Origin of the sequence: Ulvibacterium sp. (assembly GCF_965228935.1) — a bacterium.
Taxonomy (GTDB): domain Bacteria; phylum Bacteroidota; class Bacteroidia; order Flavobacteriales; family Flavobacteriaceae; genus Ulvibacterium.
In genome coordinates, this window is record NZ_OZ245846.1 from 4062587 (window position 1) to 4076047 (window position 13461).

The 13461-nt window shown below is 40.4% G+C and carries 12 protein-coding genes; 2 read left to right on the plus strand and 10 right to left on the minus strand.

Annotation, left to right across the window (positions count from 1 at the left end):
- Positions 1 to 51: 51 nt before the first annotated feature.
- Positions 52 to 1407, minus strand: a complete 1356-nt coding sequence (locus ACO06Y_RS17250) for an NAD-dependent succinate-semialdehyde dehydrogenase (RefSeq protein WP_422080253.1) — start codon at positions 1405 to 1407, stop codon at positions 52 to 54.
- A 434-nt stretch (positions 1408 to 1841) separates the two neighbouring features.
- Between ACO06Y_RS17250 and ACO06Y_RS17255 the strand changes: the two genes are divergently transcribed.
- Complete coding sequence (locus ACO06Y_RS17255) at positions 1842 to 2318, plus strand: hypothetical protein (protein ID WP_422080254.1); 477 nt, start codon at positions 1842 to 1844, stop codon at positions 2316 to 2318.
- A 234-nt stretch (positions 2319 to 2552) separates the two neighbouring features.
- Here the strand turns inward: ACO06Y_RS17255 and ACO06Y_RS17260 are convergent, their stop codons facing one another.
- The 3 genes from ACO06Y_RS17260 to ACO06Y_RS17270 form a co-directional block, all read right to left on the minus strand.
- Positions 2553 to 3329, minus strand: coding sequence for a DUF2490 domain-containing protein (locus ACO06Y_RS17260; protein ID WP_422080255.1), 777 nt, complete (start codon positions 3327 to 3329; stop codon positions 2553 to 2555).
- Between the two features lie 418 nt (positions 3330 to 3747).
- Positions 3748 to 4401 (minus strand): hypothetical protein, encoded by a 654-nt coding sequence (locus tag ACO06Y_RS17265; protein ID WP_422080256.1) that lies wholly within the window; start codon positions 4399 to 4401, stop codon positions 3748 to 3750.
- Between the two features lie 515 nt (positions 4402 to 4916).
- Positions 4917 to 7325: a glycoside hydrolase family 3 N-terminal domain-containing protein gene (locus ACO06Y_RS17270; RefSeq protein ID WP_422080257.1), complete on the minus strand. Its 2409-nt coding sequence runs from the start codon at positions 7323 to 7325 to the stop codon at positions 4917 to 4919.
- A 471-nt stretch (positions 7326 to 7796) separates the two neighbouring features.
- On the opposite strand from ACO06Y_RS17270, the gene ACO06Y_RS17275 reads away from it, so the two are divergent.
- Positions 7797 to 9218 carry a serine hydrolase domain-containing protein gene (locus ACO06Y_RS17275; RefSeq protein ID WP_422080258.1) on the plus strand — a complete coding sequence of 474 codons (1422 nt, stop codon included), beginning with the start codon at positions 7797 to 7799 and terminating at the stop codon, positions 9216 to 9218.
- A 71-nt stretch (positions 9219 to 9289) separates the two neighbouring features.
- On the opposite strand, the gene ACO06Y_RS17280 is transcribed toward ACO06Y_RS17275, so the two are convergent.
- The 6 genes from ACO06Y_RS17280 to ACO06Y_RS17305 all read right to left on the minus strand — a co-directional run bounded on the left by ACO06Y_RS17280 (position 9290) and on the right by ACO06Y_RS17305 (position 13305).
- On the minus strand, positions 9290 to 9721 hold the full coding sequence (locus ACO06Y_RS17280) for a DUF1330 domain-containing protein (RefSeq protein ID WP_422080259.1): 432 nt from the start codon (positions 9719 to 9721) through the stop codon (positions 9290 to 9292).
- Between the two features lie 29 nt (positions 9722 to 9750).
- Positions 9751 to 10023, minus strand: coding sequence for a hypothetical protein (locus ACO06Y_RS17285; RefSeq protein ID WP_422080260.1), 273 nt, complete (start codon positions 10021 to 10023; stop codon positions 9751 to 9753).
- Positions 10024 to 10048: 25 nt separating this feature from the next.
- Positions 10049 to 10372 carry a hypothetical protein gene (locus tag ACO06Y_RS17290; protein WP_422080261.1) on the minus strand — a complete coding sequence of 108 codons (324 nt, stop codon included), beginning with the start codon at positions 10370 to 10372 and terminating at the stop codon, positions 10049 to 10051.
- 35 nt (positions 10373 to 10407) lie between these two features.
- Positions 10408 to 10956, minus strand: coding sequence for a hypothetical protein (locus tag ACO06Y_RS17295; RefSeq protein ID WP_422080262.1), 549 nt, complete (start codon positions 10954 to 10956; stop codon positions 10408 to 10410).
- 22 nt (positions 10957 to 10978) lie between these two features.
- Positions 10979 to 12205 (minus strand): DUF1028 domain-containing protein, encoded by a 1227-nt coding sequence (locus tag ACO06Y_RS17300; RefSeq protein ID WP_422080263.1) that lies wholly within the window; start codon positions 12203 to 12205, stop codon positions 10979 to 10981.
- A gap of 179 nt (positions 12206 to 12384) precedes the next feature.
- Positions 12385 to 13305, minus strand: a complete 921-nt coding sequence (locus ACO06Y_RS17305; RefSeq protein WP_422080264.1) for a toll/interleukin-1 receptor domain-containing protein — start codon at positions 13303 to 13305, stop codon at positions 12385 to 12387.
- Between the last annotated feature and the right edge of the window lie 156 nt (positions 13306 to 13461).

Below are 13461 nucleotides of genomic sequence, written 5' to 3' on the forward strand. Positions count from 1 at the left end.
AACAATTATATTTTGTTGGGTTTTTGATGGATAACCAAAAAACGGAATCCATCAACTTTTTATATAAACGGTTTTCCTATTCATGAATTCCCGAATACCATGTGCCGAAAGTTCCCTACCATAACCGGATGTCTTTATCCCACCAAAAGGCAGGCGCGGGTCGCTCTTTACCAATTCATTTACAAAAACAGCCCCTTCATTGCACTTGGGAATTAATCGTTGTATTCTTTTTTTATCCGATGTAAACAACGATATTCCCAATCCAAAATCCGAATCATTGGCCAAGCCTATCGCCTCTTCCTCGGTATCAAAAATAGTTATTCCAAGGACTGGACCAAAGGTCTCCTCTCTAAAAACAGGCATGTCCCTGGTCACATCTATCAATATTGTGGGCTCAAAATAGGTTCCCTTGCGTTTCCCCCCTAAAATTACCTTTGCTCCCATTTTAATGGATTTCCTCACCTGTTTTTCCAGCGCTATGGCCAAATCTTCCCGGGCCAAAACCCCTATAAAAGTGTCCTTGGCCATGGGATCTCCGCTCTTCAGATCGGCTACCTTATTTCTAAAACCTTGAATAAACCGCATAGCGATACCGCTTTGTACCAGGAGGCGTTTACCGGCAATGCAACTCTGCCCCGTATTTTGAAATCGGGCTTGTAGGCAAATATCCAATGTCCGTTCCAGTTGGGCATCATCAAAAACAACAAGGGCATTGTTGCCCCCAAGTTCCAGAACGGTCTTCTTTATATGGTTTCCGGCGATAGCTGCCACGGATGCCCCTACCGGAGTACTTCCGGTGAGTGTTATCGCCTTTATGCAATCATTTTCAATAACCGATTTTACTTTATCACTGGATATAAGCAGATTTTGAAAACATCCTTTTGGAAATCCCGCTTTTTCAAAAATTAGCTGGATGGTCTCCGCGCATTTCATCACATTGGAAGCATGCTTTAACAGCCCGACATTACCGGCCATCAGATTGGGTGCGGCAAAGCGAAATACCTGCCAAAAAGGATAGTTCCAGGGCATAATGGCCAGAACCGGTCCCAAAGGTTCGTAACGGACAAAACTTTCCTCCGCTTCGGTCTTAACTACTTCATCCTTCAATTGACTTTCCGCATGGGTAGCGTAGTATTCGCATACCCAGGCACATTTTTCGATTTCAGCAATGGACTGTACAATGGGCTTTCCCATTTCCAAAGTAATGATTTCGGCATATGCCTTAGTGTTCTCCATTAAATCCCTACCCACGGCCCGTATTAATTTGGAGCGCTCTATAAACGACGTTGTTTTCCAAATTTGAAATGCACTTTGGGCCTGTAGTATTCGTTCTTCCAATCGGACATCATTCAATTCCTCAAATTCGTACAGGTTTTCACCATTGAATGGATTTATGGATATTTTCATGATTCGTTTTGCATAAAATTATGGATTTCCTGTAGTATAGCTGCCAATATGAACATCCCTTCGCGGAATTGAAGTTAATTTCCTTTACCGCTTAGGGGAGACTTTTTAAATAGACCAATTCATTTGTATCCATCAAATTTAATGTAAGGATAAAAAATTTGACTTCTGGGATGCCCCCAAGTGCGTTGTTTTATTTGGTATTCAAAAAAATCCATCTTCTATCCCAATTAATTTCCATGTATGACATTTGTCATAGAAGCCGCCAAACCCCATATATAAATTTATGGGTTAAATCATGTAACTACCAAACCTAAATACAAGATTAAAACATGTGTGAACTGGGAAAAGGGGCTCCTTAAATGAAGCTATCCTTAAGGAAAAGTAAGCGGCCATATCCAAACCAACAATTTCTAGCAATTGCAATAAACCATGTTATGAAAAAACTGTTCTCATCCTTCTTCTTGGTATTGGCCCTTTCGTGTGGGAATGACGATGAGGTATGTTGTACCAATATTGATGTAGCAGCCAGCTTCTATGTTCTGGATGATATGGACGGGGATCTTCTCGATCCCGGTAACCCTGGTTCTTTTAACATAATTGATATCGAGGTTTACGATGTAATCGAGGGGGACAGTATAAGGGTCTTTAATAGTGGATTGGATGCACCCAAGGGAATTTCCCTGCTAAGTCCCGAAGGCCAATATATCAATTATCGGATGAGGATGCAGTTCGATGAATCCCAGGGCGATAGTAATAAAAGGGTAGTCAAATGGGATGAGGAGGACATGGACGTTTTTGTTGCACAATTTGAAAAAGGCGATAATTTTGCGATTACCACACAAATTGCCCTAAACGGCGAGGTAGTTTGGGAAGTAGATGATGGGGAACGTTTTTTTATTATAGTGAAATAGGTGTTTTTAACGAAGAGATGTGAATCTTTATCCATTCTAAATTGGGATTACAGATCGCTGCATGGAGTTTTAGGTCTTAAATCCACATTTTTTTGATGGTCGAACCGCCATAAGGCAAGTGCGCTTTTTTCATGGTTAGTTTGAACTTTTTGCAACACCCAGCTTGACCAAACAAAACAACTAAGTTTAGGAAAATAGGTTTAAATCCTGTCTTATTCATAACTCAAACTTATTTTACTCTTCCCCGTGCCTTACCTCGTTGAATGGTAAGTTTTTGTTCTTCCTGAAATCAAAGCTCCCATAGAAGAACAGGCGGAAAGTATGATTAAGATTGTAAACATTACCAGCAGCGAGTTGCTGATAGACCATCATATATCCGCAATCCACTTTCCAATTCTTACTCAAGGTATGCTTTATGCCAATAGTTAATCTGTTCTGGTTAAAGGTGTTAAAGACCACATCCTTGCCAAAATTCAGGTGTGTTTCATTGGCTAATATCAATTCCGTAGGGCCATTTTGTTTAAAAGGAAATCCGGCACTGACCAGAAACCGAATACGGTTAACAAAAAAATCATCTTCCAAGGATTGACCATCCTGCACATTATTGAAAAAGCGTTGCTCCAGTCTAATCCTAAACAAAGCGTTCATCTTTTCATAACGTTTGGATATACTTAGCTGCTGGTAAATTCTATTCTCGTTTTGAAAACGGTCCCAATCACCAGTTGGAGTCAACCAAAGGTGCGCATAACCTGTGGCCAACCTAAGGTTAGCATTTAAATAGTACTGGCCGCCAACGCGAAGGAAGTAGAAATTGGAATCCGCCAAAAAATTGTTTCTCCGAATATGAATATCATTCAATATAGCCCAACGATCGGCAATCCTGAATACATTATTTGTTGAAATCCAAAATTGGGCATTTTCATTTACAACTTTTTCAGGTAGCTCCTGACCATAAGATGAATGACTTACCAAAAACAAAACTAAGGTTACACCAATACCAAAAACTTTCAAATGACCTGATTTAAAGCATGGATTTGGTGGTGTCCGATACAACTTTCTATAATTCAACTTAATTGTTGGCAACGTCCTTATCGTTGCTTACTGCTTTTCCTTCAATGCTCTTGGCATACGATGAAGTTGCAAAAGGCACCACCCGAAAGACTATGAATATGCGAAGATACTTTAAAAGCACAAACCTGAAATCATCTGATGAAGACAAATCTTAAGGACTTGGAATTATGCCAACTCAGACGGAATTATCTTAAGGGATGGTCAGGATTTTGCTTTTGCCTACCATTGCGGTACTAATCCCTTATTTGAACATTAGGAACTGGATTGAGGCTTTTCATAGGGGGGCTTATTGACTGTTGCTTTTCAATATAATTTTATCATCCTTCTAGAAACCGGATATGAATAGAAACCTCGTGATTTAAAATTCTATTGGACTAGTATTCAAGGCAAACTCTTTTTGATTGTTGAATTTAAAGGTAACCCTAAAAGCATAGGTATTGGATACCTCTTCTTTTTTATCGAAAGACAATACGCAAAATTCGGGAAATCTACTATTTTGGTATCTCTCAGTAAACTCTTCTATGGTAAACTCATATTTTGCAAAGGTATCTTGACTGTTAATTTCTGGGGTTGGAATTAGTGTTATGTCTTCGGAATTATCCGTAAACTCTATAAACTCGGCGTTATTCTTTTTTACCTCCACAATAATGCTTTCCAATTTGTCATTATATTTTATGGCATAATCCACTACTATCCCTTGTTCATGATGTTCCCTATCCCTGTTTTCAATATACCGATATAAAGAATCCCTACTATGGGAAATAAAATCGTAGTATACTAAAATTTCATCTTCATCAATGAATTTTTCTATTTGGATAGTTTCTATGGCAGGGAAACCATAAGCACCTCTATACATCGTTGCATAATCAAGAGCAATTGAGTCAACAGTTATCCCTTTCTCAAGAATCGACTGAATAATTGATAGGTCCTCAACTCTTTGTCTTTCTTCATCTTCAGTGCAACTAAATAGTACTATAAAACTGAGAACAAAAGGTTTTAAAAGTTGTTTCATAGCCTAGGTTTCCAATAGTATTTCTTTTAGGATATATAAAATTTGAAATGGTTGCGCGAGATTATGATCAAAGGTAAATGAACATTGATTATGTATACATTTTACATTCAATCATTTGTTTGAACCTTGTTTTCTCAAAATCCATCAGTTTTAGACGACCGGTGTATTTAAAAAATCGATTTTACTGCAATTTATACGAAAAGGACAGCACTTTATACAATTGTATCCCTCAAATCCATGATCAATTACTAGATTCATATCAAAATAAAAACCCCGCTCCTGCTATACGAATTGTCTTTTCATTAAAAAACGAGTACCCTATGAATCCTCTAGTATCCTATATCGCAGCTACAGCCATACTTTTTGCCCTAAGTGTTCTAGTTTTTATTCTGACCGGGCTTATCAAAAATCGACCTGGTCAGTAAAAATACTTTAATGCCTTTCTTGAAATCATCATTTAGTTAAACCTTGGGAACGGTCGGCATGTCGTGCCTGTCGAAGACTACATAATCTTGCTACTTACCGTCGCATCCTGGCTTGGCATCGATATCCGATTCCAGGCGAATATGGCTTAGTCCAATATCCACACCTTCCCCAGCCGTAATCGTTAGTGCGGAGCTGACCTTGGTCATGTCCACACCAAGATCGGCAAAGCAACTTAGGCTTATTCGATATTCGTTCCAGTCATTGGCGGCTATACGGATATCAAGGAATTGATCGCAAGAGGAGTTTTCAGCGCACATACCTATTTGGACAACTGCCTCGCTCGCTTTAAATGATTTTGCGGAGAAAGTAAGTTCCATGGCACCATTCGCCTGACGGGACATATCATTGGGTGAAGCCGCAGTGATTCGCATTTGGTCATGATCCGATCTGGTCCATTTTATCCTCAAGGCATCTTCTTGGGCCTCATGGTCGGTCTTACTAATGATCAACCCCCCGACCGAAGTTGGAAAGCTGGCAATCTGTTTATTCAAATCGCCCGAAACCAACCATAGTCCCCAAGGCGCAACAGGAGCCCCTTTACTGAAAAACTCCCCAGTAGATGCTATAGCGCTATTTTCCAGCCCTGAGTTTTCCGAAAGCTGATCCACTGTTGTAGGGTTCTTGTAGCTAAGGCCATAGCCTAACCTAAACAAGGGTTCCGCATCTTTCGACACGACGGCACTGGCCGGCCAAGAGAAAGATAGACGACCTGTAAAATCAAAGGACGGATCCCTTTGAAACAACAGGTCCGAAATACCTCCTCCTTCGGTACCGGGCAACCAGGCTGCGACAAATGCATCCGATAAATTGATTTCAGGATTGCTCCATAACGGCCGGCCCGATAGAAAGACCGACACGATAGGAACGCCCTGACTTTGAAACTCCGCTAATGTATTTACATCAAACCCATTCGGAACAAAATCGAGATTTTCACGATCTCCTTGGAACTCTGCGTAGGGATCCTCTCCATAGATGGCGACCACAACATCGGCCGCTACACTTGTATCCCCATTGGCAGAAAATACGACCTTACCCCCAGCTTCATGGACCGCTTCCCGGATACCCTCCAGTATCGACTCGCTATTGGGGAACTCATCGTTGGTATGCCCTACCCCTTGCCAAGAGCGTGTCCAGCCCCCGCAAGCCTTGGATATGCTTTCCGCTCCATCACCGACTACCAAAATCGTCTTTGTAGCATCCAAGGGTAGCAGGCCGTTGTTTTTAAGCAAAACCATTGACTCCCGAACCGCTTGGCGCGCAATGGCCCTATTCTTAGGGAGTCCCAAAAGACTTTCATCTCCAGCATTTTTTCGGGTGCTCGGTGCACCTTTGGTAAAAATACCGGATGCCATTTTAACGCGCAGGATACGGCGTACGGCATCATCCAATCGTTCCATGGGAACAGTCCCGTTCTTTACATGCTCTAAGGTGCTTTCATACAAACCCTTCCAACTGTCGGGCGCCATAAACATATCAAGACCTGCATTCAGCGACTGTGCACAATCGGTATTCGTACAGCCGGCAACCTGGCCATGACCGTTCCAATCACCCACCACAAAACCGTTGAAACCGAGTCGCCCCTTTAGGACATCGGTCAACAAATCCTTGTCGCCATGGAGTTTTCTTCCTTGCCAACTGGAGAAAGAAGCCATCACCGTCTGTACGCCTGCGGGAATGGCACTGTAGTAACCTGCCGCATGTATCTTACGTAATTCTTCCTCACTAATGAGGGCATCACCCTGATCGACACCTTTTTCGGTAGCCCCATCGGCAAGAAAGTGCTTGGCGCTGGATATAACACGACCGGCCCCCATAAAATCCTCTTCGCCAAAACGGCCTTGTAGCCCGTAGACAATGCGATCTGCGTACGACCTAACTATCTCCGGGTCTTCGGAGAATCCTTCATAGCTTCTCCCCCAACGTACGTCCTGAGGTACCGCCAAAGTCGGGGCAAAGGTCCAATCATGACCGGATACCGTGAGTTCATGGGCGGTCACCGTTGCAATTTGCTCGATCAAATCCGGATTGTGCATCGCCCCGAGTCCAATATTATGGGGAAAGACAATGGCTCCGGTAAGGTTGGCATGGCCGTGTACCGCATCTATGCCCCATATACAGGGAATGGCCACCTCTACACCTTCGTCATCGATCGATGCGTTGTAGTATTTATCGGCCATTTCCAACCAAGTCTTGGTATCCGCATAAGGTAAGGGCCCAGGGGCGGAATTCCCACCACTCAGTACAGCGCCCAAGCGGTATTGCTTTACTTCCTCGGGTGTGACCGATCCATTGTCCGCCTGGATAACCTGACCCACTTTTTGTTCCAGCGTCAGTTTTGGCAGAAGCTCATCTATTTGGGCTTCTATCGCAGGATCCAAGGGTAGCGGTTCAAGGCTTGGCCAATCTTTAGGATGTACCAAATTCGCTGATTTTTCCATTGCTGTAGTTTTCTTTTTTTCGGTACAGCCCAAAACTAGAAGGGACAAAATACAGCATACGGAGACGGGCAAGGTAAACGGCTTTACGATACGCATATTGAAATTGAGATTAGTTGTAATTTAAATAAAGTAAGAATCCTTTCAAATCCTAAACCGACCTGTAAGTTACATTATTTCCAACTTTGTTTGGGAATGTCCGTTACCGTTGTTTCGCAACAGTGTCCTTTAGATTTTATACCATAGCCCTTGCTTGGCTAGAACACTTCACCTTGAACGAGACCTATTACAATTTTAATCACATAGTTCAAAATAGTCCCGTAAACATTTGTAACTTCTTTTCTTTTATACAGTCCTTAATTTGAGTCCGGCCGATTTATCCTTAAAAAGAACGATTTTGGCTTGCCATAACCCTAAGAAAGAACGCTTATGAAATTTTACTCATCCATTTATATCTTATGTATATGTTTTCCCATGCTTTGCAGTCCCCAGCCCAAAAAGCTTAACTATACCGATGAAACTGCTTTTCCCAAAGGCCGTATAGGAACGGTAACCCAGAAAATTATCAGTACCATAAACTCCAATGATTCGGATACGATAAAAGAATTCATCGAAACCAATTTTGCCGAGGATTTTCAAAATATGGCCCCTATGGAGGCACATCAAGGGCATTTCTTAAACTATTACCGCCGGACCGGGGGCGTTAGCTTTCACAGTATTAGAACCTATGACCCTAAAAATGAGCAAGAAACCATACTTATCCTAAAGGATAACAATTACGGTTCCTGGCAAAAAATCAGGTTTTCATTTGTTGATGAGGAAGGGTTGCTCCTCAAGGGTATCGGCTTTTCTCCCGCCGAGACACCCACCGATATTCTCGAATCCAACATTTCGCCGGAAGAGCTTATCGAAGAAACCAAAAAAGCGGTGGAAAAATTGTCCCAACTGGACCTTTTTTCAGGGGCTATATTGGTGGCCCAAGGAAACGATATCCTCTATGCGGATGCGAAGGGAGAAGCTTCGAAACGTTTTCATATCAAAAACAATCTGGACACCAAATTTAATTTGGGCTCCATGAACAAAATGTTTACCTCAGTTGCCATTTTACAGTTGGTGGAAAAAGGCCTTATCGGCTTAAAAGATCCAATAAACCAATATGTGGATGAAACATGGCTTCCATCCGGGATTACTTCTAAGATAACCATCCATCACTTGTTATCCCATACCAGTGGTTTGGGGAGTTATTTTAATGAAACCTTTTGGAATTCGTCCAGGGCATTATATAGGAGTATCGATGATTTTAAGCCCCTTGTACAGGGGGATTCCCTTGCGTTTGAGCCCGGGGAACGCTTTGGGTATAGCAATACGGGGATGTTGTTGTTGGGCGTGATTATCCAAAAAGTAACCCAGCAGGATTATTTTAAGTATGTGGCGCATAACCTATTTGAGCCCGCCGGGATGTTGCATACCGATGCTTATGAAATGGACCAACCCGTAGAAAATCTGGCCATGGGCTATGAGCGATCGGAAAATTCCTATGGATGGACCAATAACCTCTATAAGCATGTGATAAAGGGAGGGCCCGCCGGGGGAGGTTTTTCAACGGTAGGAGATTTCCATAGATTTGCGATGGCCTTGGTGAACGAAAAACTGGTCTCCAAAGCATCCTTGGATCTGCTTTGGACCGATTATTCCAATGCGGGATATGGTTACGGTTTTACGATCCGGCAATCGCCAAGTGGCCAAGTGGTGGGACATAGCGGCGGATTTCCAGGGCTTAATTCCAATCTGGATATCTTTCTGGATCAGGGGTATGTTGTAGTGGTACTATCCAATTATGATGGGGCCGCCAGTCCTTTGGCCAAAAAAGTAAGCCATTTGATCGATAGGCTTTAAACTAAAGCTTTACGATTTACAAAAGGGTCTATTTGTAAAGCTTCTATCGTTTATTTGAACTTTGCATTTGACTAGACCCAGTTTTTAGTTTCATTTGACGGCAATAATCTGGAATCTTCTATGGCTGCCTTTCGATGTCCAGCCTTTTTCAAATAGTCCTCACTTTGAGCAAACTCCATGAACTTGGAAACCGATTGATGTTCAACCAATAATATGGCATCCCACTTTTGCGACTCCGGTCCAATCAAAAAGTTTTGGCTTTTTCCGAAGTATAGTATTCTGCTATCTGCCTTTTTCAATATTGGCAAGATACTTTCCATATACAACCGGTAGGCCTCTTCACCGCTGATTTCTTTTTCAGGCTTTATTAATTCAAGGTCAGTGTAATCGGCAAATTTTCGAAACTTCAATAAATTCAGCATTACTACCTTGCCTTTGCCATGAAAATCACGATAAAAGATTTTTCCAGATTCTGGATTTGGGTCTATGTATTTTTTTGTCATCTATTAGCTATAAATCGTTTTTTTGAACTTTACCTGTTGTCCAACCACCATTCAATTACTTGCTTAGTTAATAATTCAGATTCTTGCTTGTCCATGGAAAATCCATAATTAACGGATAGGTCATGATGGATGGCTTCCCTAAGTTTGAATTCATCAGCCCCTCTATATAGAAAACTTAGGCACATATGGTTTACAGAGTCGAACTCATCAGGAGGAGAATCCGATATCAAGTTCCAGGAATTGATTAAATCCCTTAGACTTGAAAAATGGAGCTTATATCTTTTTTTAAGCTTCGTGCTCATCGTTTATTTGAACTATTCAGATTGATTAGTTTTTGGTTGATACTATACTACAATTTTTTATCAATAAATTTCTCACTTTTTTATGATGAGACCTAATTCCTTCAACTGTGAAGTCCCTTGAATACTTATTTTCCACATCTTCCTCGTGAACCTTGTTAGTTGAAGAAATGATACAGGTGGTCAAGGCTTCTTTAACATCATTGATAATCTCCAATTCTGAAATACAGTTACAAGCTTTCTCCGCTATTTTATCATGATAGCTCCTCTCTTGAATTTCAGTTTGATTTGTTACCTCCTGACCGAATGCTGACCAAGAGAAAAAGAAGAACAGGTAGAAAAAGTTTTTCATTGTGGTCTTGTTGATCGTTTTTTTGAACTTTTGATTTAATCAAAGAAGACTTCATCCAGTCTCCCTCTCTCATGAGCTTTCAAAAATTTCTTTGACTTTGAGTTTAAGATGAGGCCATTATTTTTATTTGAAACGTAGTCTAAAAATATTTTAGCTCCTTCTATCTGTGATTCTTTAACATCCTCCTGTTCGCTATATTTCTTACCTTCAATTTTAGTGTTTTTCAAATATCTGTCATTGTTGAGTTTTTCATTCAAAATATAATTCGTAATCGCAATCATATAGAAGTAGCGCTGATTACTTTTTGGATTCAAGGAATTATAAAAACTTCCGAAAATAGGAACGTTGATTCCAGTATCCTCATTTTTCCAAAAATCCACGATTCGACAAGCACTTACAAATTCCTCTGATTTAAAATTTACAGGATTGTCGAAGATATATTCCGTGGCATCAAAAAATAATTGCTCATAAGTGGCAAAATCTGGTTCTGGATCGGATTTCATTTGATGAAGTGATTCCGATAATTGCGAGTGACCGGAGATTGTAATGCCGAACAAAGCAAATAGAATTAATTTTTTTATCATCTCTTATCGTTCAATTGAACTTTTAGCCAGTTATTTTGCGGAACAACATTTCAGCCTCTATATTTTCCTTATCCATTTGTAGTGCCAACCCCAGGAACTTGATTGCCTTTTCATTCTCCTTTTCGTAAAAATAGCTTCTTCCAAGCAGGAAATTGAGATATGACGATTCAATTTTATCCGATTTCAGTCGGTGGGCCAATTCTATGACCTCCAATTCTCTTCCAAGATTGCTCAACATATTTAGAGCGGCCTCCCAATCTTTTGTGGTAAATGTACTTGGATTAATCAATCCCTTCATTTCAGGGTGATCTTTCAAAAAATGGAATGCTGGTAGATATATCGACCAATTCGGATTTTCTGAAATCCCTTTCTTGATCCATTTAATAGCACTTTCTTCATCACCCAATGATATGTTGGCTGAAGCGATTCTCGAATACATCCCGGTCCATCCGTCAAGCATTTTCTCCGACTCTGACAATTTTTCTAATGCCCTTGAGCGGTTTCCTTTGCCATATGCATAGAGCGCTTGGTTCAACCTAATCCTTCCATAGTGGAAATCCAGGAGTGTCTGTAGGTCGTCTATTGGATTGCTGGAATGGTCGACCCTGAGGTCTATCTGATTGTACCATTCATTGTCGGTGCCTTTTACCACAAGCGCTGCAGACTGTTTCCCGGAAATCTGTCCTCCCGATGCTTCACCGGCCATAAGGCTTTCAAGGAGTCTTTGTGCAAGTGTTCCAGCGGCGGTTTCAAATGTTTTGGACATACTGGTGAGCACGCTGTCTGCCAATTGGTTACCCATTACCACATAGTTCTTTCCCACAATTTGGGAAGCTTTTCCGTTCCAAAATTTCAATGATTTTCCGGTAAAGGCATAAACGTTTCCATCTTTGTCCATTCCTGAAACTTGTCGATAGTTTGCTTGCCCGTCTTCGTTCTTGGTGTACAGGATGGCGTCTGTGATGGACTTTCCTTCCCTTAACTTTTCGAAGCCTGCCTGCGCATATCTGGGTTCCGTTTCGGCGATTACCGAAAATGCGCCCAGTCCCGGTTCTATATAGATGGTCGAATTTCCCACACAGATGTTGTTGGTGGCAACAGCAATGCCCCATTCCTGAGCATTTTCATCATATGCCAAAATTGAAAAAGTGGAGTTGATATTCTTTCCCTTTAACAGGGATTGCAAATTCTGGGAAAATGAAATGATTGAAACAAAAAAAAGTGAAAGGGTCGTAATAGTGGTTCTCATCGTATTTCGTTTTGATTGATTAATTGTTAGATGAAAATCACTCTAATTTGTTACATACCCTGAAAACAAATTACACACTACTGCGAAGAATCGTTTTTTTGAAGTTTCATAGTTAATCGCAGTCCCTCCAATGAATGTAAGTGAAGTCGGGTAACATACAATTCGCTAGGGACAGATATTCATGTATACATTTCAATAAGATATCTAATTCGATCTTTACATTCTCCCCCTAAATCAATAGACTGATTTTCTTCCATAAAATTTAGAAACATACTTAAGGATTCGATTAAAATTGATACATCATTATCAAGTTCACTAAGTAGTTCAATGCATACAAGTAACTGCCAAAGTGGCCTAGTCTCTTTGTTCTTGATAGCTTCCTGTTTTTCTATTTTAAGACTGCTTAGAAAGTCAAGGATTATTTGTTGATTTGAAAAGGGTTTAATTTGATAGGCTAAATAACCAACGACTCTATAAGAAGCCTTTTCATTTAGGATATAAGGCTTTATTATCTCTATGTTTGGGATAATTTCCGAATTAAAAAATGAATTCCTTACAGCCTCTGCGATCTTATCTGACAAATTAAGTGGCTGCGGTTGAAGATACTGCTCCGCCCATATGACTGCATCGGCCAAGGCGATTTCTAGAACTTTGTTGTTAGCCTTATGGGATGATGAATTTTTGTATTCCGCACCTTTGATTTTTTCTAATATTAAATCCGAAATCTCCTCAATGGTGTAATCAACAGATTCTATATAAGCAATGGTTGGAAGTAGACCAGGGATTTCAGTCTGATCAAATCTAATAGGTAGAATATATTCTTCAGCTTCTTTAAATGCTCTAGCTTGGACAACCTTTAATTCATGTTTTGTCCACAGTTTATTAGCATAGTTTTGTGATAAGAAGAGAACACAATATTTTGCTTTATTCAAGTAAATATCATTTAAATATTGATAGAGGTCTTTTCCCCACATTTTTGCTAATTCTCCTTCATAGTAAAAAATGGAAATATTGTGACTTTTTAAACTTTCGTATAATTGATATACATAGCTTTTCTGCTCTCCTGCATAAGAAAAGGCTACGTCGTAATCGTGAGTCATATTTCTTATCTTAATGGTTCCTCAAGTTAGGTATATAGTTTACAATTCTAATTTATTTTCGAGGTGGAGTTTTAAGTTAAGACATATCTAAAATGTTACTGTAACGGGAATTTTCCACCATATTTTAAGTCTTGATTTATTTCAGTTCTTTATTGG

What these genes read in the sequence shown, in the direction of transcription:
- ACO06Y_RS17250 (WP_422080253.1), bottom strand. Translation starts at nt 1,407, where the DNA reads ATGAAAATATCCATAAATCCATTCAATGGTGAAAACCTGTACGAATTT.
- ACO06Y_RS17255 (WP_422080254.1), top strand. Translation starts at nt 1,842, where the DNA reads ATGAAAAAACTGTTCTCATCCTTCTTCTTGGTATTGGCCCTTTCGTGT.
- ACO06Y_RS17265 (WP_422080256.1), bottom strand. Translation starts at nt 4,401, where the DNA reads ATGAAACAACTTTTAAAACCTTTTGTTCTCAGTTTTATAGTACTATTT.
- ACO06Y_RS17270 (WP_422080257.1), bottom strand. Translation starts at nt 7,325, where the DNA reads ATGGAAAAATCAGCGAATTTGGTACATCCTAAAGATTGGCCAAGCCTT.
- ACO06Y_RS17275 (WP_422080258.1), top strand. Translation starts at nt 7,797, where the DNA reads ATGCTTTGCAGTCCCCAGCCCAAAAAGCTTAACTATACCGATGAAACT.
- ACO06Y_RS17280 (WP_422080259.1), bottom strand. Translation starts at nt 9,721, where the DNA reads ATGACAAAAAAATACATAGACCCAAATCCAGAATCTGGAAAAATCTTT.
- ACO06Y_RS17285 (WP_422080260.1), bottom strand. Translation starts at nt 10,023, where the DNA reads ATGAGCACGAAGCTTAAAAAAAGATATAAGCTCCATTTTTCAAGTCTA.
- ACO06Y_RS17290 (WP_422080261.1), bottom strand. Translation starts at nt 10,372, where the DNA reads ATGAAAAACTTTTTCTACCTGTTCTTCTTTTTCTCTTGGTCAGCATTC.
- ACO06Y_RS17295 (WP_422080262.1), bottom strand. Translation starts at nt 10,956, where the DNA reads ATGATAAAAAAATTAATTCTATTTGCTTTGTTCGGCATTACAATCTCC.
- ACO06Y_RS17300 (WP_422080263.1), bottom strand. Translation starts at nt 12,205, where the DNA reads ATGAGAACCACTATTACGACCCTTTCACTTTTTTTTGTTTCAATCATT.
- ACO06Y_RS17305 (WP_422080264.1), bottom strand. Translation starts at nt 13,305, where the DNA reads ATGACTCACGATTACGACGTAGCCTTTTCTTATGCAGGAGAGCAGAAA.